Annotated in this window: 19 protein-coding genes and 2 riboswitches; of the genes, 3 read left to right on the forward strand and 16 right to left on the reverse strand. The window is 68.2% G+C overall.

Translation table 11 applies throughout. The features are described 5' to 3' along the window. Positions 1–45: 45 nt before the first annotated feature. From AOZ06_RS32840 to AOZ06_RS32865, 6 genes are all read right to left on the reverse strand, one after another. Entirely contained in the window at positions 46–870 is an 825-nt protein-coding gene (locus AOZ06_RS32840; protein WP_054297081.1) for an aldo/keto reductase, read from the reverse strand. Positions 871–922: 52 nt separating this feature from the next. Further along, positions 923–1,414: an HAD domain-containing protein gene (locus AOZ06_RS32845; RefSeq protein ID WP_054292942.1), complete on the reverse strand. Its 492-nt coding sequence runs from the start codon at positions 1,412–1,414 to the stop codon at positions 923–925. A 4-nt stretch (positions 1,415–1,418) separates the two neighbouring features. Beyond that, the gene (locus AOZ06_RS32850) at positions 1,419–2,378 is read right to left on the reverse strand and encodes an alpha/beta fold hydrolase (protein WP_054297082.1); all 960 of its coding nucleotides are present in this window, start codon (positions 2,376–2,378) and stop codon (positions 1,419–1,421) included. A 5-nt stretch (positions 2,379–2,383) separates the two neighbouring features. After that, positions 2,384–3,535, reverse strand: coding sequence for an epoxide hydrolase family protein (locus AOZ06_RS32855; protein ID WP_054292943.1), 1,152 nt, complete (start codon positions 3,533–3,535; stop codon positions 2,384–2,386). A gap of 64 nt (positions 3,536–3,599) precedes the next feature. Then, positions 3,600–4,619, reverse strand: coding sequence for a GlxA family transcriptional regulator (locus tag AOZ06_RS32860; RefSeq protein ID WP_225952962.1), 1,020 nt, complete (start codon positions 4,617–4,619; stop codon positions 3,600–3,602). A gap of 56 nt (positions 4,620–4,675) precedes the next feature. Further along, positions 4,676–5,605 carry a Gfo/Idh/MocA family protein gene (locus AOZ06_RS32865; RefSeq protein ID WP_218921818.1) on the reverse strand — a complete coding sequence of 310 codons (930 nt, stop codon included), beginning with the start codon at positions 5,603–5,605 and terminating at the stop codon, positions 4,676–4,678. Positions 5,606–5,654: 49 nt separating this feature from the next. On the opposite strand from AOZ06_RS32865, the gene AOZ06_RS32870 reads away from it, so the two are divergent. Both AOZ06_RS32870 and AOZ06_RS32875 read left to right on the forward strand, forming a co-directional pair. Then, positions 5,655–6,569, forward strand: a complete 915-nt coding sequence (locus AOZ06_RS32870) for a LysR family transcriptional regulator (RefSeq protein ID WP_054292945.1) — start codon at positions 5,655–5,657, stop codon at positions 6,567–6,569. A gap of 56 nt (positions 6,570–6,625) precedes the next feature. Further along, on the forward strand, positions 6,626–7,066 hold the full coding sequence (locus tag AOZ06_RS32875) for an SgcJ/EcaC family oxidoreductase (protein ID WP_054292946.1): 441 nt from the start codon (positions 6,626–6,628) through the stop codon (positions 7,064–7,066). Positions 7,067–7,501: 435 nt separating this feature from the next. Here AOZ06_RS32875 and gcvP read toward each other — a convergent pair whose 3' ends face one another. From gcvP to AOZ06_RS32920, 9 genes are all read right to left on the reverse strand, one after another. Continuing rightward, the gene (gene gcvP, locus AOZ06_RS32880) at positions 7,502–10,375 is read right to left on the reverse strand and encodes an aminomethyl-transferring glycine dehydrogenase (protein WP_054292947.1); all 2,874 of its coding nucleotides are present in this window, start codon (positions 10,373–10,375) and stop codon (positions 7,502–7,504) included. Between the two features lie 42 nt (positions 10,376–10,417). Beyond that, a riboswitch (glycine riboswitch) is annotated at positions 10,418–10,522 on the reverse strand. Next, positions 10,523–10,621: riboswitch (glycine riboswitch) on the reverse strand. It abuts the riboswitch before it with no gap. Between the two features lie 64 nt (positions 10,622–10,685). After that, positions 10,686–11,258, reverse strand: coding sequence for a MerR family transcriptional regulator (locus AOZ06_RS32885; protein WP_054292948.1), 573 nt, complete (start codon positions 11,256–11,258; stop codon positions 10,686–10,688). Between the two features lie 258 nt (positions 11,259–11,516). Continuing rightward, entirely contained in the window at positions 11,517–11,990 is a 474-nt protein-coding gene (locus tag AOZ06_RS32890; protein WP_037260078.1) for a bifunctional nuclease family protein, read from the reverse strand. A 167-nt stretch (positions 11,991–12,157) separates the two neighbouring features. Further along, the gene (ftsR, locus tag AOZ06_RS32895) at positions 12,158–12,826 is read right to left on the reverse strand and encodes a transcriptional regulator FtsR (RefSeq protein WP_179950754.1); all 669 of its coding nucleotides are present in this window, start codon (positions 12,824–12,826) and stop codon (positions 12,158–12,160) included. Positions 12,827–12,858: 32 nt separating this feature from the next. After that, positions 12,859–13,308, reverse strand: a complete 450-nt coding sequence (gene garA / locus AOZ06_RS32900) for a glycogen accumulation regulator GarA (protein WP_054292949.1) — start codon at positions 13,306–13,308, stop codon at positions 12,859–12,861. Positions 13,309–13,430: 122 nt separating this feature from the next. Then, complete coding sequence (gcvH, locus tag AOZ06_RS32905; protein WP_054292950.1) at positions 13,431–13,814, reverse strand: glycine cleavage system protein GcvH; 384 nt, start codon at positions 13,812–13,814, stop codon at positions 13,431–13,433. Positions 13,815–13,862: 48 nt separating this feature from the next. After that, positions 13,863–14,438 carry a cardiolipin synthase ClsA gene (locus tag AOZ06_RS32910; RefSeq protein ID WP_054292951.1) on the reverse strand — a complete coding sequence of 192 codons (576 nt, stop codon included), beginning with the start codon at positions 14,436–14,438 and terminating at the stop codon, positions 13,863–13,865. Positions 14,439–14,553: 115 nt separating this feature from the next. Next, entirely contained in the window at positions 14,554–14,775 is a 222-nt protein-coding gene (locus tag AOZ06_RS32915; RefSeq protein WP_054297085.1) for a hypothetical protein, read from the reverse strand. A 175-nt stretch (positions 14,776–14,950) separates the two neighbouring features. Beyond that, a complete protein-coding gene (locus AOZ06_RS32920) occupies positions 14,951–16,735 on the reverse strand; it encodes an MFS transporter (protein ID WP_054292952.1) in 1,785 nt (594 codons plus the stop codon). Positions 16,736–17,646: 911 nt separating this feature from the next. Here AOZ06_RS32920 and AOZ06_RS32925 point away from each other — a divergent pair. Next, a complete protein-coding gene (locus AOZ06_RS32925; protein ID WP_054292953.1) occupies positions 17,647–18,252 on the forward strand; it encodes a DsbA family oxidoreductase in 606 nt (201 codons plus the stop codon). On the opposite strand, the gene AOZ06_RS32930 is transcribed toward AOZ06_RS32925, so the two are convergent. Then, positions 18,242–19,909 carry an AMP-binding protein gene (locus AOZ06_RS32930; protein ID WP_236951815.1) on the reverse strand — a complete coding sequence of 556 codons (1,668 nt, stop codon included), beginning with the start codon at positions 19,907–19,909 and terminating at the stop codon, positions 18,242–18,244. The genes AOZ06_RS32925 and AOZ06_RS32930 overlap by 11 nt on opposite strands. Positions 19,910–19,912 lie beyond the last annotated feature (3 nt).

A 19,912-nucleotide genomic window follows, 5' to 3' on the forward strand; every position in this document is an offset into this window, starting at 1 on the left:
ACCGGCATCATCGCGCGGTGACGGCGGCTTGTGACCCGCTCCGCGTCACGAGAAGTGGTCGGGGTGCGGGCCGACCCTGGTGTCGTTGTGCATTTCGGTCAGGGCGAGCACGTCGTCCTCGGCGAGCTCGAAGTCGAAGATGTCGATGTTCTCGTGGATCCGGGCCGGCGTGACGGTCTTGGGGATCACCATGTTGCCCAGCTCCAGGTGCCAGCGCAGGATCACCTGGGCCGGTGTCTTGCCGTACTTCTCGGCCATCAGGCCGATGCTCTCGTCACGCACGAGCCTGCCGCTGGCCAGCGGGCTCCACGCCTGGGTCACGATCCCGTGCTCGCTGTGGTAGGCGCGCAGGTTGTCCTGCACCAGGTTCGGGTGCAGCTCGATCTGGTTGATCGCGGGCACCGTGCCGGTCTGTTCGCTGAGCCTGCGCAGGTGCGAGATCTGGAAGTTCGACACGCCGATCGCCCTCGCCCGGCCGTCGGCCGCGAGCTTCTCGAACGCCTTCCACGTCTGCACGAAGTCGCCGCGCGCGGGCGCGGGCCAGTGGATCAGGAACAGGTCGACGTAGTCCAGGCCCAGCCGCGCGAGGCTCTCGTCGAACGCGCGCAGCGCGGCGTCGTAGCCCTGGGCGTTCTTCCACAGCTTCGTGGTCACGAACAGCTCGTCGCGCGGCACCCCGCAGCGGGCGATAGCCTGCCCGACGCCTTCCTCGTTGCCGTAGATCGAGGCCGTGTCGAAGCTGCGGTAGCCCGCGTCGACAGCTGTCTGGACCACGTCGGCCACGACGCTGTCGTGCACCAGGCCGACCCCGAACCCCACCTGCGGAATGGACACGCCGTTGTTCAGTTCGACGACAGGTACCTCGCGCATCAACGCACAGCCTTCCGTGTCCACAGCGCTACGACCACGGGATCGTAGTGGCTCAGCCGAGGCGCTCCCGCACCGCCGCCAGTTCCGCCTGCGTGATGCCCGTGCGCGGGTCGACCCGGATCAGTTCCGACATCAGCCCGGCGCGGGAGCGCAGGAACTCGTCCCGCGCGCCGGTGTACATGTCGAAGTCGTCGTCCAGCCAGACCAGCGGGCGGTCTCCCGCGTACCGGGCGACCGCCGGGAACTTCCATTCCGTCCCGGTCTGCCCGAACTCGATGACCGGCAGCACCGGCAGGCCGACCGCCGGGCCGATCATGGTGTTCGCCTTGTGCTCCCATGTGGTCGCCCAGACCAGTTCGGCCTCGCCCGCGGCGTCCATCAGCGCCGCGCCGACACCGGGGTCGAGCCACATCCGCAACGGCCGTCGCCTGCTCCAGCCGGGCAACCGGAACTTGTGCTCGACGAAACCCGCTGGTTTCCCGTCCGCCTTGGCGGCGAACGGGTTCAGCGGGCCGTCGACGTCGAGCAGCAGCAGCGGGCGCACCCGGTCAGCGTAGGAACTCGAGCAGCGCCTTCGTCACCGCCTCCGGCTGCTCGTCCGGCAGGAAGTGCCCTGACTTCGCGATCTTGCCGAGCCGCACGTCGGTTCCCTTGTCCGGCAACGACTGCGCCAGCGTGTCGTTGTACTCGGCGGCCAGGCCCAGCATCGGCACGGTGATCTTGCCGTACGCCTTCTGGTCCTCGATGTCCTGGTAGAAGCCCTGGTACCAGGCGTTGCCCGCGCGGATGGCGTCCGGCCGGTCCCACGCCGCCGCGTAGATCGCGCGGTCGCGTCCACCGACCGAGGCCTTGTCGTACAGCAGCGTGTCGAACAACCAGTCGACCATGTAGCGGAACCGGCCGTGGAGCAGCTGCTCCGGCAGGGAGCGCACCTGGTTGAACGCGAACCACCAGACGTGCACGGGCACTCCGGGCGGCGCCAGCAGCGGGATGTGGAACAGGCTCTCGTCGGGGTGACCGACGTCCAGCAGGCTCACCGTCCGCGTCGCGGCCGGGTGGTTGGCGGCGAAGCTGAACGCGGTCATCGCGCCGATGTCGTGGCCGACGATGTCCACCTGCTTGTACCCGAGGTGCCGGACCAGCTCGTAGATGTCACGGGCCATCGTCTTCTTGTCGTAGCCGCCGGCGGGCTTGTCCGTTCCGCCCTGGCCGCGCATGTCCACCGCGATCACGCGGTACCGGGCCGCCAGCGCGGGCATGATCTTGTGGAACTCCCACCAGGTCTGCGGCCAGCCCGGCACGAGCACCAGCGGTCTGCCTCGCCCGCCGGTCACGTAGTGCATCCGGATGCCGTTGACTCTCGCGTAGCCGTGACTGAAGCCGGGTAAGGAACGAACCAGCGCCTCGTCGGAGGGAGCGTTCTGGCCGGCAGCCGCGGGCTGGCCGGTGGCGGCGAGGACGGCACCCGCCGCGCCGATGGAGAAGAGGTTGCGTCGGTTGAGAGTCACAGGGATCACCGGTAGCCGCGGAAGAAGGTACGGAGGTCGTCGGCCAGCAGGTCCGGCGCGTCGGTGCCCGCGTAGTGGCCACCGCGGTCGAACTCCGACCAGTGCACGATGTTGTGGTCGCGCTCGGCCAGCGGGCGGATCGCCTGGAAGTCGTTGGCGAACACGGCCACACCGGTCGGCACGGTCCCGCGCTCGGAGGGCTCCTGCGGCAGGTGCGCGTTCTCGTAGTACTGCTGCGCCGACGAACCGGCGGTGTTGGTCAGCCAGTACAGCGACGCCACGGTGAGCACGAAGTCGGCGTCGAGCATCTTGTCCATTTCGGACGGGTGCTCACCGAAACCGCGTAGCAGGTCGAGCACCCACGCCAGCTGGCCGACGGGCGAGTCGGCGAGCGCGTGCGCCAGGGTCTCCGGGCGGGTGGACTGCAGCTTGTTGAACCCGGAGTGCTCGTCCATGAACCGCTGCAGGAACGTGAGCCTGCGGTACTCCTCCTCGCCGAAGTTCTCGAACTCGGTCGGGTCGCCGCTGGGGAACGAGAACACCTGGGTCACGTGCACCGCGGAGACCCGGTCCGGTGCGATCGCGCCGAGCACCGGCGTGATCATCGAGCCCGCGTCGTTGCCCGCGGCGCCGTAGCGCTCGTAGCCGAGCCGGTCCATCAACTGCACCCAGGCACGGGCGATCCGCGGGACGCCCCAGCCCTCGTCCGGCGTGGGGCCGGAGAAGGCGAACCCCGGCATGGACGGGATGACCAGGTGGAACGCGTCCTTCGGGTCACCGCCGTGCGCCCTCGGGTCGGTCAGCGGGCCGATCACGTCGAGGTACTCGACGAAGGTGCCGGGCCAGCCGTGCGTCAGGATCAGCGGGAACGCGTCCGGTTCGGGCGAACGGACGTGCAGGAAGTGCACGTCGGTGCCGTCGACCTCGGTGACGAACTGGGGGAACTCGTTGATCCGGGCTTCCTGGGCGCGCCAGTCGTATTCGCCCGCCCAGTACTCGGCAAGTTCCTTCAGCACGTTCGTCGGCACGCCGCGCTCCCAGCCGCCGACCTGCGGGCCGGTCCAGCGGGTGCGGGCCAGCCGGTCGCGCAGGTAGTCGATCTCCGACTGCGGGATGTCGATGACGAACGGCTTGATGGAGGTGTTTTCGCTGCTCATGGGAATAGCTTGACCTATGTGGACGCCTGGGTGTGATACGCGATCACGCCAACGGGCGTCGATTTCAGGACACGGTCTCGGCCATTCCGAACGTCTCCCGATATGCCTGTGGCGTCACGCCGACCAACCGCCGGAAATGCGGCCGCAGCGCGGCTGCCGAAGAAAAACCGCAATACTTGGCAATTTGGTCAACGGGCAACGTCGTGGATTCCAGCAACTGCTGCGACCTGATCACCCGCTGGTGCGTGAGCCACGTCGCCGGGGCGGACCCGGTGATCTCCCGGAACCTGCGGTCGTAGTTGCGCCTGCTCATGTGCGCGCGCTTGGCCAGTTCGTCGACCGGCAGGTTGGCGTCCAATTTGGTCAGTGCCCACGCCATCGACTCGGTGACCGGGTCCTCGTCGTGCAGTTCCGGCATGGGCGACTCGATGTACTGCGCCTGCCCGCCGGGCCGGTGCGGCGGCAGCACCATGCTCTTGGCCAGCCGGTTGGCGACGTCCGCGCCGCACATGGTCCGGATCAGGTGCAGGCCCAGGTCCATTCCGGACGCGCCGCCGCCCGCGGTGAGCACGTCGCCGTCGTCGATGTAGAGCGCGCCCGAGTCGACGCGGATCGTCGGGTACATGTCGGACATCGCGCTCGCCATGCCCCAGTGCGTGGTGGCCGGGCGGCCGTCGAGAAGTCCCGTCGCCGCCAGGACGAACGCACCGCTGCACAGACCGGCGAGCCGCGCTCCCCTGCTGTGCGCGGCTCGCATCGCGTCGAGCACCGGCTCGGGTGGACGCTCCACAGGCGACCGCCAGTTCGGCACGATCACCAGGTCGGCGTCCCGGATCGCGGCGAGGTCGTAGGGCACGGGGACGTTCATGCCGCCGCCGCGCAGTGTCGAGTTCGGTTCGCCGCCGACCACCCGGATGTCGACGTCGCGCAGCTCACCGAAGTTGGCCGCCATGTCGAACACGCCGAACGCGAACGACATGATGCCGAGCGAGACACCGTTGAACACCACTACGACCAGGCTGCCCACCGGGCGTGGTTCCGCGGTCGTCAGCCGGCCCTCAGGGGATTCCAGCATCAGAGTCATGGCCGGATCCTAAATGCCCGTCGAGCCGACAGAACTGCTGTGACCAGCCGTTTCAGTCAGGACTGAATGCGGTGGAACGTCTCGACTGCGCGCTGGACGCGATATCCGGCCGCGAAATCGGCCAGATCAGCGGATTTCCGGCCCCGGATGGCCTGCGCGAACAACGTGAGCCTGGTGTGCTCCGAACCCGTGCCCGCGAGCTCGACCGGTTGCCACTCACCGCCTTCGGTCACGTACAACTGCGCCCAGTCACGGAGCATGTACGACCGGCGAGTGCCCCAGATGATCCACTCATAACGCTCAGGTCCGGCGAGATCCGACACCGCCGACACGTGCACGGGAACGCCACCGGCACGCAGCAGACCACGCGCGGCGACCTCGCTGCCGGTGCCGTCCGGGCCGTCGGAGTAGTCCACACTGGTCTCGACCGCTTCGAGTGGTCCGACGATCCGATCGGTCAGGTAGATGAAGTGGGACAGCACTTCCCGGACGAACCCGCCCTGCTCGCGCCCGGCGAGCCAGGTCGCGGTGGCCTGGAAGTCCCTCGGCCAGCGCGGGAACTGCACCCGGATGTCCACGCCACGGACAGTGCCAAGGTCGTCACCGGCGACGCGCAGCACGGCGTCGCGATCGGACAGTGCGAAGTTGACGGCGTTCGCGAGCCCGGTTTCCGTTGCGGCGTCGAGCATCCGCTGGGCGTCGGCCAGGCTGACCGCCAGCGGCTTCTCACAGAACACGGCCTTGCCGGAACGCAGGGCGGTGACCGCGAGGTCGGCGTGGAAGGCCGGTGGGGTGGCGATGTAGACCGCGTCCACATCGGAGGCGCCGACCACCGCGCGGGGATCGGTGGTGAAGGGGACGCCGGGGTCGGTCTCGGTGACGTCACTGGCCCTGACCACGGTGAAGTCGGGGTGGCCGACCGCGACGCGGAGGGTTCGCCTGCCCATCACGCCGAGCCCGACGATGCCCAGCCTTATCTCGCTCATGCGCACATCCTGACGCATGCCACCTGTTAGATCCAGCTACGATGAGTGAATGAAACCGTTAAGCCCGGACTTCATGGACGATCTGCGCCGCCTGCGCGTGCTGCGCGAGTTCCGGGAACGCGGAAGCATCACGGCAACGGCCCGCGCGCTGCACCTGACGCCGTCCGCGGTGTCCCAGCAGCTCACCGGCCTGTCCCGGCACCTCGGTTTCCCCGTCACCCAGCCGGACGGCCGCCGTGTCGTCCTGACACCGCGAGCCCGGACGCTGCTGGCCCACGCCGACGCGGTCTTCGCCCACATCGAACGCGCCAGGCACGACCTCGACTCGTGGGACGAGATCACCCACGGAACAGTCACCATCGGCGCGTTCCCCACGGCGATCACCGGTCTGGTCCCGAGGCTGCTGACCCAAGCCCGCTCGACGGCGCCCACCCTGGGCATCCGGGTGACGGAGGCCGAACCGCCCGACCTCTTCGACCTGCTCGACGCCGGCAAACTGACGATCGGCCTCGCGGTGAGCTTCGTCGGATCGCCCGCGACGAACGACCCGCGCTACCACCAGGTGGACCTCGGCGCCGACGAACTGGACGTGCTGCTCCCCCACGACCACTCCCTGACGGCCTCCGACCGCGTCGATCTGACAGCGTTGGCCCAGGAACAGTGGATCGCAGGCGACGGCTCGGGCTGTTGCGGCGCGATCACAGCAACCGCCTGCGCCGCAGCGGGTTTCGCGCCCGACATCGTCCACCGGACCAACGACTGGCAAGCCGTCGCCCAACTCGTGGCACACGGGCACGGTGTCGCGCTGATGCCCAGATTGGCCCAGCGTTCGCTGCCGGACAGCGTGACCGTTCGGCCGACTGGCGACCCCGTGCCGTTACGACGGATCTTCGCGGCGATCCCGGAAGGCGCGCAGACGTCCCCGATCATCAAGCTGGTGCTGGCGTTGCTGTCCAGCCATTGATAGTTCGTACCGCGAACAACTATGATTCGTAGTACGAACTAGCATTGGGGGTGGTCATGACGACCAAAGGCTTGCTCGCCGCGATGGAGAACGCGTGGAACACGGGTGACGGCGTCGCCTGGGCTGCGAACTTCGCGGCCGACACCGTCTTCGTCGACGCACTCGGCGGAATCCACCGCGGCAGCGCCACGCTCCGCGTGGAACACCAGGAACTCTTCGACACCATCTACCAGGGCAGCACCCTGAAGCTGCACGTGGTCGAAACACGCACCCTCGGCACGGATCTGCACCTGCTCCGGGTGGGTTACACACTGCACGTCCCAGCCGGGCCACGCGCCGGCGAACTCCGCGGCATGCAAATGCTTCTCGTCCAGAACGGGCTGATCCTCGACTTCCAGAACACCTTCACGCGCACCGACCCCGACTTCGCCGGAATCGCAGGCCACCCGAGCCAGCACTTCCCGGCGCAGGGGACAGCGTCGTCCCCTACGCGGTGACATGGCCCGCTTGGTGAACTTCTGGTGCACCGTGGCCGCCACACCACGGAAAGCGGTCAGCAGATCAAGGACAAGATTCACCACTGGAGTATCTTCACGTGACCTTGCTCGCCGGAGTCGCTCCTCGAAGATACCGAGAAGCCCGTGGACAGATACCACACCTTCGGAAACCAGATGCATGCCGTCTTGCTCTACCGATTCCGCGAGCGTTGCGTATCGAGTCGCCGAGCCTCAGCCGCTACGAATTTCGATTCCATCAGCTACCCTCCGGACGGCGCCACGGCTTTCCATGACACTTATTCCAGCAGGTGGTGGGACATCCGCGTACAGGAGGCACTGCCCCGTCGAATTCCTCGACCCGCGGCGGTTCGACTCCTAGCTTCCACAAGCGAAATGCCCCGGCCTGGAACACAGGGCCGGGGCATTTCGGCTTCGTCAGCTGGTGTAGGCGTCCAGCGGAGGGCAGGAGCACACCAGGTTGCGGTCGCCCTTGGCACCGTCGATCCGGCGGACGGGCGGCCAGGCCTTCGGACGGTCCGACGTCACCGGGAACGCCGCCACCTCACGGCTGTAGGGGTGGTTCCACTCCCCCGCGATCGACTGGGCCGTGTGCGGGGCGTTGCACAACGGGTTGTCGTCCGCGGGCCACTCGCCCGCGGCGACCTTGTCGATCTCCTTCTTGATGGCGATCATGGCCTCGCAGAAGCGGTCCAGCTCCGCCAGGTCCTCGCTCTCGGTCGGCTCGACCATCAACGTGCCCGCCACCGGGAACGACATCGTGGGCGCGTGCAACCCGTAGTCGGCGAGGCGCTTGGCCACGTCGTCGACGGTCACGCCGGTGTCCTTGGTGATCGTGCGCAGATCCAGGATGCACTCGTGGGCAACGAACCCGCCCTCACCCGTGTACAGCACCGGGTAGTGCTCATCCAACCGGCGAGCCACGTAGTTCGCTGCCGCGACCGCGGTCAGCGTGGCGTCGCGCAGGCCCTTGGCGCCCATCATCCGCACGTACGCCCACGAGATCGGCAGGATCGACGCGCTGCCCCACGGCGCCGCGCTGATCGGGCCGACACCGGTCTTCGGCCCGGCCTGCGGCTGCAGCGGGTGGTTGGGCAGGAACGGCGCCAGGTGCTCACGGACACCGATCGGGCCGACACCCGGCCCGCCGCCGCCGTGCGGGATGCAGAACGTCTTGTGCAGGTTCAGGTGTGACACGTCCGACCCGAACCGGCCGTACTGCGCCAGGCCGATCAACGCGTTCAGGTTCGCGCCGTCCACGTACACCTGGCCACCGGCGTCGTGCACCAGCCCGCAGACCTCGCGCACGGTGTCCTCGTACACGCCGTGGGTCGACGGGTAGGTGATCATGATCGCGGCCAGGTCGTCCTGGTGCTCCTGCACCGAGGACCGCAGGTGGTCCATGTCGATGTTGCCGTTTTCGTCGCACTTCACGACCGCGACCCGCATCCCTGCCATCACCGCGGACGCGGCGTTCGTGCCGTGCGCGCTCGCCGGGATCAGGCACAGGTCACGCGCGGTCTCGCCGCGGTCGCGGTGGTAGGCGCGGATCGCGAGCAGACCGGCGAACTCGCCCTGGCTGCCCGCGTTGGGCTGCAACGAGACCGCGTGGTAGCCGGTGATCTGCGCCAGCCAGCTCTCCAGGTCCGAGATGATCTCCAGCAGGCCCGACGCGTCCTCGGCTGGCGCGAACGGGTGCAGCGCGGAGAACTCCGGCCACGTGATCGGCTCCATCTCGGCGGTCGCGTTCAGCTTCATCGTGCACGACCCCAACGGGATCATGCTCCGGTCGAGCGCGACGTCCTTGTCCGACAGGCCACGCAGGTACCGCAGCAGAGCGGTCTCCGAGCGGTGCGTGTGGAAGACCGGGTGCGTCAGGTACTCCGAGGTGCGCACCAGTTCGGCCGGGATGACGTCCGAAGTGGACGCGTCCAGCGCGTCCACGTCCCCCGAGACACCGAAGGCCTCCCAGACCGCGGCGACGTGCGCACGCGTGGTGGTCTCGTCGGAGGAGATCGCGACGTGGTCGCCGTCCACGAGCCACAAGTTGATGTCGCGCTCCCGAGCCGCGCGCACGACGTCGGAAGCGCGCCCCGGAACACGCACGCGGATCGTGTCGAAGAACGCGGAGTGCACGACCTCCACCCCACCGGCACGCAGCCCGGCGGCGAGCACAGCGGCCATCCGGTGCGCCCGCAACGCGATCGACTTCAGCCCGGCGGGACCGTGGTAGACGGCGTACATCGACGCGACAACCGCGAGCAGGACCTGCGCGGTACAGATGTTGCTCGTCGCCTTCTCACGGCGGATGTGCTGCTCACGGGTCTGCAGCGCCAAGCGGTAGGCCATCGAGCCGTCGGCGTCGACGCTCACGCCGACCAGACGACCGGGCAGCTGACGCTCGAGGCCCTTGCGCACGGCCATGTACCCGGCGTGGGGGCCGCCGAAGCCCATCGGCACGCCGAAGCGCTGGGTCGTGCCGACCACGACGTCCGCGCCGATCTCGCCCGGCGGGCGCAGCAGCGTCAACGACAGCAGATCCGCCGCCACGACGACCTGCGCGCCACGCGCGTGCGCTTCCTCGATCAGCGCCGAGTGGTCCCGTACGACACCGCTGCCACCCGGGTACGACAGCAGCACGCCGAAGAACTCGCCCTCGGGCAGGCCCTCGGTCAGGTCGGCCACCTCGACCTCGATGCCCAGCGGCTCGGCGCGGGTCTCGATCACGGCGACGGTCTGCGGGAACGTGTCGGCGTCCACGAGGAACCTCGCGGACTTCGCCTTGCCGCCGCGGCGCACGAGCGTCATCGCCTCGGCCGCGGCCGTGCCCTCGTCCAGCATCGACGCGTTGGCCACGGGCACACCGGTCAGGTCGGCGACCATGGTCTGGAAGTTCAGCAGCGCCTCGAGCCTGCCCTGCGAGATCTCCGGCTGGTACGGCGTGTACGCGGTGTACCAGGCCGGGCTCTCCAGCACGTTGCGCAGGATCACCGGCGGCGTGAGCGTGCCGTAGTAGCCGAGGCCGATCATCTGCGTGATCGGGCGGTTGCGCGCCGCGAGCGCCCGCAGCTCGGCCAGCACCTCGGCCTCGGTCGCGGCCGGCGGCAGATCCATCACCAGATCGTTCTCACGGATGGAGTCGGGCACCGCGCGCTGGGCCAGCGCGTCGAGCGAGCCGACCCCCACGACGTCGAGGATCCGGGCGAGTTCACCGGCGCGGGGACCGATGTGCCGGTCGGCGAACGGAGTCCCGTGCTCGAGGTCTGCCAGCGAGATGCGGTCCTGGGTCATCGTTGTGCCTCCGGCATGGAGAGTCGGGCGTGCTCCGGCAAGCCCTCCCCCTCTGTCCATGCCCGAAAGGGCGCCTGAGAGCTTCACCCGCAGCTAGTGCGGGCTTTCACCGTCGGCGGGGTGTGTAAACCCACTTTCCAGAGGCGTCTTCTTCGTGCGGTCCTGGGTACCTGAGAGGTTCCGGGGAGGAATTGCTCCTTCGGTGCCGGGCCCCTAGCGCAACCCGGTCTCTCCCGCACGACGTCGGCGACTGCCTGCCAAGGATACCTTGCAGCAGATCATCGCCCGATCCACTCTTGCTTGAGTCTCGTCACCCGACGTTGCGCGCGCGTCGCCTTGCCGTCAGCTCGTCGTCATGCTGGATCAACTCGGCGCCGTCGGCCCGTTCGGCCGGGAACTCGTGAATGGTTCCGCTGATCTCACGCATGGCACCGCTGACCGCGATGCCGAACACACCCTGGCCACCCTGCAGCAGATCGACTACCTCTTCCGGCGACGAGCACTCGTAGACCGTCGTGCCGTCGCTGAACAGGGTGATTTTCGCGAGGTCGCGCACGCCCCTGCGGCGCAGGTGGTCGACCGCCACCCTGATGTTCTGCAGCGAGACGCCGGTGTCCAGCAGCCGCTTGACCACCTTCAACACCAGGATGTCCTTGAACGAGTACAGCCGCTGACTGCCCGATCCGTGCGCTGTGCGGATCGACGGGGCGACCAACCCCGTGCGCGCCCAGTAGTCCAGTTGCCGGTACGTTATCCCCGCGATCTGACAGGCAGCCGGACCGCGGTAGCCGACCAGCTCGTCGGGCAGTGAAGCGTCCGGGAACAGCTCGCCCTGTTCACCGGCGTCCACGCCGGCGAGCGGACTGTCAGGCCGTTGCTCCATCACACTGCCTCCCATCGTCCCCGACGCCCGCCCCCAGGAGCAGGAAAACGCCGGTCATGAGCATTCGACGGCGGCGCCTTTGGTGGTCACGCCGTCGTCATGGGCTCGCATCCGACGGTAGGACGGCTGGGCATCCCGGTCAACGCGACGCGCGGAACGCCGCGAATCGAGAGAAGTGGTTCACACCACTCGCAGGTTTGAACCGGCCACGAACGGGCACGACAGCGGGTACGCGGACACCCGAACGGCGCAAGACCGTCAGGTGTCCGCACCTCTAAAATCCTCCGGCGAGACCGAATCCAGGAACTCGCGGAACTTCTCCACTTCGTCTTCCTGCTCGTCGGGGATGATCAGACCGGCCTCGGCGAGCACCGAGTCCTCCGCGTGGATCGGCACGCCGATCCGCAGCGCGAGGGCGACCGAGTCGCTCGGCCGCGCCGACACCCTGATGTCGCCGTCGAAGACGAGCTCGGCGAAGAACGTGCCTTCTCTCAGGTCGGTGATCCGCACCTGTTCCAGTTCCCGGCCGAGCGCCGCGATGACGTCCTTGAGCAGGTCGTGGGTCAGCGGTCGCGCGGGCCGCACGCCCTGCTGCTCCAGTGCTATCGCAGTGGCCTCGACCGAGCCGATCCAGATCGGCAGGTAGCGTTCGCCCTCGGTCTCGCGTAGCAACAAGATCGGCTGGTTGGCGGGCAACTCGACCCGCACGCCAACGACGCGCATCTCGCTCATCGGCCATCGCCTCCCTCAGCAACGCTCAACCGCGACGACCCCCTGCTGCCAAGAGGATCGCGCATCGTCAACAATGACGCTACCCGCCATCCGGGCCCCACGCTTGACTTCCCAGGCTTGCATATCGATCACGATGTGACCGTGTCCACCTCGAATGATGGCCGCTTCTAGCCGCCGCTCACCCGGCGCAACCCCATCTTGACCAAAAGTGTGTGCAGCGCGACAGAAAGCGAAGCCAGCTCGCGCAACGCCTGGTCAGCGCGGTCCCGCGCCCGCCCGTCACGCTGGCGGTACAGGGGTGTCACGATCTGCTCGAGCAGCCCGACCTCCCGGTCGGCCGCCGCGCGGTAGGCCCGCAGGTGCCGTGGTTCGATGCCGAACTGCGCCATCGCCTTGACCACCGCGCCGAGTTCGGCGTCCACCGGGTCGTACACGCCACCGTCACCCGGTTTGAGCAGGCCGAACTCCTCCAGTTCGACGAGCGTCGCCGAGCTGAGGCCGGTCACGGCGAGCAGATCCTCCCGGCTCAGCGAGCGCGGGCCGTCGTCACCCGGCTCACCGCACGCACCGTGGCCGGACAGACCACGCGGACCGGGGCTTTCACCCCGGTCCGCGGCGGCGAGCTGTTGCTTGATGACTTTCAGCGGCAGGTACTGGTCGCGTTGCGCGCGCAGCACGTACCTCAGTCTTTCCACGTCCGCCGCGGTGAACTGCCGGTAGCCGGACGGTGTCCGGCCCGGCAGCACCAGACCCTCCGACTCCAGGAACCTGATCTTGGAGATCGTCACGTCCGGGAACTCGGCACGCAGCTGTCCCAGCACCGTGCCGATGCTCATCCCGTCAGGCAGCGGCCGTCCGGCCGACGCCGTCACTGGCCCCCTGGACCGGTGAGGAACACCAGGCGGAACTTGCCGATCTGCACCTCGTCGCCCCCGGCCAGCACGGCCTGGTCCACCGGCTCGCGGTTGACGTACGTGCCGTTCAGGCTGCCGACGTCGATCACGACGAAGTCCCCGCCTTCACGCCGGAACTCGGCGTGCCTGCGGGAAACCGTGACGTCGTCGAGGAAGATGTCGCTGTCCGGGTGACGGCCCGCGCTCGTGGTGTCGCGGTCGAGCAGGAACCGTGATCCCGCGTTCGGACCGCGCTTGACCACGAGCAGCGCCGAACCCGCCGGCAGCGCGTCGATCCCGGCTACCTGCGGATCGGGCTGAGGGGCGTGCTGCCCCTCGACGTCGGCGAGGAAGTCGGCCCGGAAGACGGAGGTCCGCTCCGGAGACTGCTCCGGCGGAACGCCGGGTCCGTCGTTCGTGCTCACCTGAGCTCTCCTCCTGCTACTGGTATCGCTGGTTCCGCCAAACGTACCGTGCGGGCCGTTCGGCGAATCGGCTGGTCCCCCTGACGCACCGCGCCGCCTGCGGAACCAGCCCAAGATCCTTCTCATGCCTGACCGGTGAGTGCCCGGTAGGCGTCCGCGTCGAGCAACTCGCCGAGCTCGGTCTCGCTGGTGATCTTCAGCTCGAACATCCAGCCGTCACCGAACGGGTCGGTGTTGATCAGCTCGGGGGTCTCGTTGAGCGCGTCGTTGACCGCGGTCACCTCGCCGCCGAGCGGGGCGTAGATCTCCGAGACGCTCTTGGTCGACTCGACCTCGCCGACGGAGTCCTTGGCCGACACCGCGGCGCCGGTCTCGGGCAGCTGCACGAAGACCACGTCCCCGAGCTGTTCCTGGGCGAAGTCGGTGATGCCCACCCGAACGGTGTCGCCGGTCACGGCGATCCACTCGTGGTCAGGCGTGTACTTCAACTGTTCCGGCGTGTGCACGTCCCGTCTCCTCTTTCCGATCACCGACTGCGCTGGCTCGCGCAGAGCTTAGAGTGAGCGCGGTCGCCGGATCGCGGTGACCGCCTGCAAGATGTAGATCAACCCGGACCACACGTACAGCACAACCCCCCAGACGGTGAACGCGTAGGCGATCGGCTGGGCCACGCCGGCGAGCCAGGTGTCGATCTGGGCGAAGAGCAGGAACGGGAAGGCGTACAGCAGGACGAACGTGGCACCCTTGCCGAGGTAGAGCACTTCGGGCGGGCCGTAACCCGCGCGCCGCAGCAACGGCAGGCAGACCAGGACGGCCAGGTCACGGGCGACCAGCAGGATCACCACCCAGAGCGGCACGATGTCGCGCACGACGAACGCGATCATCGCGGCGAGCGTGTACAGCCGGTCGGCGAGCGGGTCGAGCATGGCGCCGAACTTGCTCATCTGGTTGAGCCAGCGGGCGAGCTTGCCGTCGAGCCAGTCGGTGATGCCGCTGACGATGAACACGACGATCGCCCAGCCGTCCTCCTGCGGCCCGAGCAGCAGCCAGAGGAAGAGGGGCACTCCGGCCAGCCGCAACACGCTCAGCGCGTTCGGCACGGTCCACACCTGATTGCCGCTCTGCGCCACCCTGCCACCCTCCCGGACACGAAAAACCCCTGCTCACCTCTCGTGAGTGGTTTGACCGGTTCTAACCGGCTTTTCCACTCACGAGGGGTGACCAGGGGAAACTCTAGTGTGCGGCTCAGCTGGCGCGGGTGAGGGTCCAGCCCCTTCGCTCGATCTCCGCGTTCGTGAACTCCATCGGGCGGCCGCGGTCGTCGCAACCGACCCAGCGGGCCCGGGAAAGGCCTGTCTCGAGGACGTACGCGTGGCCTCGGCTCCACACGACGCTGCAGGGCACCGTTGGCAGCCTGCGCTTGGGTTTGGACTCGGTCTCGGGTTCCGCCACACCAGTCTCAGTCATGTCCCCCACCTCCGTATGGGGTGTCGGCCGACGGAGCCGCTCCGTTAGCCACATGACAATCATGCGGCACGGATTACGTTGCCCTTGACAATCCATGCGTGTATGGCGCCGATCGGCGCACCCGGGGCGCCGATCGGTCGAAGATCATTTATGCGGGACGATCGTTCGCGCGTCGTCAGCCGCCGGTCGTCGAGCGCCCAGCGGTCACCCCGTCATCGGCCCGGCTCACATCCACCAGGTCAGCGGGGATTGTGCCGGCTTCGGACGCGGTGGCCGCCAGCTCCTCGCCGACGCTCTCCGGCGCGGGCCTGCCGCTGCCGGCGAACCAGGACGCGACCGCGGCGATGAGACAAGCGGCGATCGCGAACCAGAACGCCACGTGCAGGCCGTCGGCGAACGGTTCGGTGATCAGGCTCGGGAAGAAGCTGCGGCCGGTCAGGAAGCCCGCCTGGTCGGCCGGGAGCTGGCTGAGGGTGGGGCCGAGCAGCTGCTGAACGGGGTTGTAGCCGAGGAACGCGGCGAACAGCACGGCCACGGCGGGCAGCTGCGCGATCTGGCCCGCGTCGGCCGCCGGCACGCCGTGCGCCGTGAGACCCGTGCTCAGGGCCCCGGGCAGGCTCGTGGACAGCCCGGCGATGATCAGGCTGAAGAAGATGCCGATCGACAGCACCATGGCCGCGTTCTGGAACGTGGCGGTCATTCCCGCGCCCGCGCCACGCGCGTTGCCGGGCAGGCTGCTCATCACGGCGGCCCGGTTGGGCGACGAGAACATGCCCATCCCGATGCCGTTGATGACGAGGATCGTGGCGAAGACCGTGTAGTCGAAGTCGACCGGCAGCACGGTCAGCGCGAAGAACGTGGCAGCTGTGATGATCATCCCACTGGTGGCGAGGCCGCGGGCGCCGATGCGGTCGGACAGGACGCCCGACAGCGGCGCGGCGAGCAGGAAGCCGATGGTCATCGGCACCATGTAGACGCCGGCCCAGAGCGGTGTCTCCTCGAACGAGTAGCCGTGCTGCGGCAGCCAGATCCCCTGCAGCCAGATGATCAGGATGAACTGCAGGCCACCGCGGCCGAGCGAGGCCATCAGGTTGGCGATGTTGCCCCACGTGAACGTGCCGATCCTGAACAGCCCGAGGTTGAACAGCGGGTTCGGCGACTTGCGCTCGATGGCGACGAACCAGGCCAGCACGAGCGCCCCGCCGATCAGCGCGCCGAGCACCCACGGGTTCGTCCAGCCCATGGAGTGGCCGCCGTACGGCTGGATGCCGTACGTGATCGCGACGAGGACGGCGATCAGGCCGACGGCGAAGGTGACGTTGCCGCCCCAGTCCATCCTGGACGTCTGCCGGACGCCGGTGTCGTGCAGCTTGAGGTACGCCCAGACGGTGCCGACGAGACCGAACGGGACGGAGACGAGGAAGACCCAGTGCCAGTGGATCGGCGCGAGGACACCGCCGATGACCAGGCCGAGAAAGCTGCCCGCGATGGCCGCGATGCCGTTGATGCCGAGCGCGAGACCGCGTTGGTTGGCGGGGAACGCGTCGGTCAGGATGGCGCTGGAGTTGGCCATCAGGAACGCGCCGCCGACACCCTGCACGATCCGCCAGGAGATGAGCCAGATCGCGGCGGCGTCACCGCTCATCCACGTGACGGCGAGCATGATCGACGAGACGGTGAAGATGAGGAAGCCGAGGTTGTACATCTTGGCGCGGCCGTACATGTCCCCCAGCCGCCCGAAGGTGACGACCAGGACGGCGGTCACCACCAGGAAGCCCATCATCATCCAGAGCAGATAGCTGGTGTTTCCCGCGTCCAGCGGGTTGACCCCGATGCCCTTGAAGATGTCCGGCAACGCGATCAGCACGATGGACGAGTTGATCGTCGCGATGAGCAGGCCGAGAGTGGTGTTGGACAGGGCGATCCACTTGTACCGCGGCCCCAACTCACTCAACGACATCCGCCCGGCACCCCGCCTGGCCACTGCGACCTCCCTCACACACGTTCACTTACTTAGTCACGCTAACCAATATGGTTGCGTTCGGCAACTATGTAGGCGTGTGAGGTAGGCGTCAGTGGCTCTTCGGTGGTCGCTTGCTTGGCTCTGCGGCTGATGGTGCGCTTGCTTGCCTTCCGCGCTGTCCACGCTTGCCGTTGTGCGTGGCTTGTCCACGCTTCGGTTGCTGCCTTCGACGCGCTTGGGTTTCGGACTGCGGCTGCTTCTTTCAGGCTGCGGTTGACTCCCCGGGCTGCGGTTGCCGCCCCGGCGTGCGGATGCTGCTCGCCGTTGGGCTGGCTTTGCGCATGCTCGAGCCATTTCGGGGTGGGTGGCTGGGGCGTCGCCGATTTGACAAGGGGCCCCTGGGGCGCCCTAGGAGAGCCGTACAGGAGGAGCCCCGCCCCGGCGCATGCTTCCACGATTCCGTACGGCTGCGGGGCTCTCCTCGCGGCGACAAGCTCACGGGCGCCCCTACCCCTTGTAAAATAGGCGCCGCGCTGGGTTTTCGGCGTGTGGTTGCTGCCTTCCGGCTGTGGTTGCTGCCGTCGGCCGCGCTTGCTGCCCCGGGGCTGCGGTTGGCGCCCTCGGGCCGCGGTCGCCGCTCCCAGGCTGCGGTTGCTGCCCTCGGACCGCAGTTGCCGCTGCCAGGCCGCGGTTGCCGCCTCTCGCCGCGCTTGGGTTTCGGCTGCGGTTACTGCTTTCGGGCTGTAGTTGCCCTTCAGACTGCGGTTGCTGTCCTCAGGCCGGCCTTCCTGCCCTCCCGGCCTTTCTGGCGCCCTCTTTGGCCTTCTTGGCATTCGGCATTCGGCATTCGGCAAGGGTGTGGTCCGGCGGGTTGACCTCAACCTCGGTTGAGGTCGCAGGCTTGTGCCATGCGAGTCGAGGTCTTCGCCGACGTCATCTGTCCCTGGTGCTACATCGGCAAACGGCGTCTCAGCGCGGCCGTCGCGGGCATCGCCGAACCGCCCGAGGTGGTGTGGCGGAGTTTTCAGCTGGACCCGGAGGCGTCGACAGTCCCCGGTGAGACGGCCGATGTCCTTATGGCGCAGTGGTGGGCCGATCGGGCTGCACAACGGGTCGCGCAGATCAAAGTCATCGGCGCGGGCGACGGCCTCGAACTCAACTTGCACACCGCTCGGCCTGTGAACACCTTCGACGCGCACCGCGTTCTGCACTTGGCGGGCGAGCACGGCCGTCAGGATCAGGCGTGGGAACGGTTGCTGCGCGGTTTCCACACCGAGGGCGAGAACATCGCTGACCCGGGCACTCTCGTCCGGCTCGGCGCCGATGCGGGTCTGCCGAAGGACGACGTGCACGACGTGGTGAACGGCGACGCTTACGCCCGTGCGGTCGAAGCCGACCGGCAGCGGGCCGCCGAACTGGGGGTGAACGGCGTTCCGTCGCTGGTTGCCGGCGACGGAACGCCGTTCTCCGGGGTTCAGCCCGTCGACGACCTCCGGTGGCTGCTCAGCTCTTGAGGTCCTCGTCGGTGTACTCGCCGGGGACATCCGCCGCGGGGTCTGCGTGCAGGTCGTTCTCCCGGCCGCGCAGTTCGACGCGGCGGATCTTGCCGGAGATCGTCTTGGGCAGTTCCGCAAATTCCAGACGGCGGATCCGCTTGTACGGCGCCAGGTGCTCGCGGGCGAACGCCAGGATCTCGTGGGCGGTCTCCGCCGTCGGCGAGTACCCGGCCGCCAGTACGACGTACGCCTTTGGCACCGCCAGCCGGAGTGGGTCGGGCGACGGGACCACGGCCGCCTCCGCGACCGCTGGGTGTTCGATCAGCACGCTCTCCAGTTCGAACGGCGAGATCTTGTAGTCCGACGCTTTGAACACGTCGTCCGCGCGTCCGACGTAGGTGATGTAGCCGTCCGCGTCGAGTGCTCCCACGTCACCGGTGTGGTAGTAGCCGTCGCGCATGACTTCCGCCGTGCGGTCCTCGTCGTCGGAGTAGCCCGTCATCAGGCCGACCGGGCGGGGATCCAGCGCGAGGCAGATCTCGCCTTCCTCGCTCTCCGCGCCGCTCACCGGGTCGACCAGCACCACCCGGAACCCGGGCAGCGGACGGCCCATCGCTCCCGGTTTCACGTCCTGGCCCGGGGTGTTGGCCACCTGGACGCTGGTTTCCGTCTGGCCGAAACCGTCCCGGATGGTCACGCCCCACGCCCTTCGGACCTGCTCGATCACCTCTGGGTTCAGCGGCTCGCCCGCGCCGACCACCTTCGCGGGCGGCGTGGCCAGCTGGGTCAGGTCGGCCTGGATCAGCATCCGCCAGACCGTCGGCGGCGCGCAGAATGACGTGACACCGCACCGGTCCATCTCGGCCATCAGCGCCGTCGCGTCGAACCGGGTGTAGTTGTGGATGAACACGCACGCGCCCGCGTTCCACGGCGCGAACACGTTGCTCCACGCGTGTTTCGCCCATCCCGGCGACGAGATGTTCAGGTGCACGTCGCCGGGTTCGAGGCCGATCCAGTACATCGTGGACAGATGACCGATCGGGTAGCTGGCGTGGGTGTGCCGCACCAGCTTCGGTTTCGCGGTCGTGCCGGAGGTGAAGTACAGCAGCAGTGTGTCCGTCGCGGCGGTCGGGCCGTCGGGTTCGAACGTCTCCGCTCCGGTGGCCGACGCGTAGGACAGCCAGCCGTCGACTGGCTCGCCGACCGCGATCCGGGTGTAGCCGCCGGGCACCTTGTCGAACTTCTCCGCGTCCGCCGAGCGGGCCACCACGTGCTTGACCTCGCCGCGTTCCACGCGGTCGCGCAGGTCCTCCGCGCCGAGCAGGGTGGACGCGGGGATGATCACCGCGCCCAGCTTCATCGCCGCGAGGATCGTCTCCCACAGCTCACCCTGGTTGCCCAGCATCAGGATGAGCCGGTCGCCGCGCGCGACACCGACCGAGCGCAGCCAGCCGGCGATCAGGTCGGACCGGGTGGACAGGTCGCCGAAGGTCCACTTCCGCTCGGTGCCGTCCTCCTCCACGATCCACAGGCCGAGCTGGTCGGACGGCAGCGTGTCGAACCAGTCCAGTGCCCAGTTGAACCACTCCGGCCGAGGCCATCGGAACTCCCGGTAGGCGGTGCCGTAGTCGTCCCGATGGGCCAGCAGGAACTCACGCGCGCTCTGGAAGGTCACCCG

Origin of the sequence: Kibdelosporangium phytohabitans, assembly GCF_001302585.1 — a bacterium.
Classification (GTDB): domain Bacteria; phylum Actinomycetota; class Actinomycetes; order Mycobacteriales; family Pseudonocardiaceae; genus Kibdelosporangium; species Kibdelosporangium phytohabitans.

Bases quoted from the DNA above. Each gene is read 5' to 3' on its own strand.
- AOZ06_RS32840 (WP_054297081.1), bottom strand. From the start codon at position 870: ATGCGCGAGGTACCTGTCGTCGAACTGAACAACGGCGTGTCCATTCCG.
- AOZ06_RS32855 (WP_054292943.1), bottom strand. From the start codon at position 3,535: ATGAGCAGCGAAAACACCTCCATCAAGCCGTTCGTCATCGACATCCCG.
- AOZ06_RS32860 (WP_225952962.1), bottom strand. From the start codon at position 4,619: ATGACTCTGATGCTGGAATCCCCTGAGGGCCGGCTGACGACCGCGGAA.
- AOZ06_RS32865 (WP_218921818.1), bottom strand. From the start codon at position 5,605: ATGAGCGAGATAAGGCTGGGCATCGTCGGGCTCGGCGTGATGGGCAGG.
- AOZ06_RS32870 (WP_054292945.1), top strand. From the start codon at position 5,655: ATGAAACCGTTAAGCCCGGACTTCATGGACGATCTGCGCCGCCTGCGC.
- AOZ06_RS32875 (WP_054292946.1), top strand. From the start codon at position 6,626: ATGACGACCAAAGGCTTGCTCGCCGCGATGGAGAACGCGTGGAACACG.
- gcvP (WP_054292947.1), bottom strand. From the start codon at position 10,375: ATGACCCAGGACCGCATCTCGCTGGCAGACCTCGAGCACGGGACTCCG.
- AOZ06_RS32885 (WP_054292948.1), bottom strand. From the start codon at position 11,258: ATGGAGCAACGGCCTGACAGTCCGCTCGCCGGCGTGGACGCCGGTGAA.
- AOZ06_RS32890 (WP_037260078.1), bottom strand. From the start codon at position 11,990: ATGAGCGAGATGCGCGTCGTTGGCGTGCGGGTCGAGTTGCCCGCCAAC.
- ftsR (WP_179950754.1), bottom strand. From the start codon at position 12,826: ATGAGCATCGGCACGGTGCTGGGACAGCTGCGTGCCGAGTTCCCGGAC.
- AOZ06_RS32915 (WP_054297085.1), bottom strand. From the start codon at position 14,775: ATGACTGAGACTGGTGTGGCGGAACCCGAGACCGAGTCCAAACCCAAG.
- AOZ06_RS32920 (WP_054292952.1), bottom strand. From the start codon at position 16,735: ATGTCGTTGAGTGAGTTGGGGCCGCGGTACAAGTGGATCGCCCTGTCC.
- AOZ06_RS32925 (WP_054292953.1), top strand. From the start codon at position 17,647: ATGCGAGTCGAGGTCTTCGCCGACGTCATCTGTCCCTGGTGCTACATC.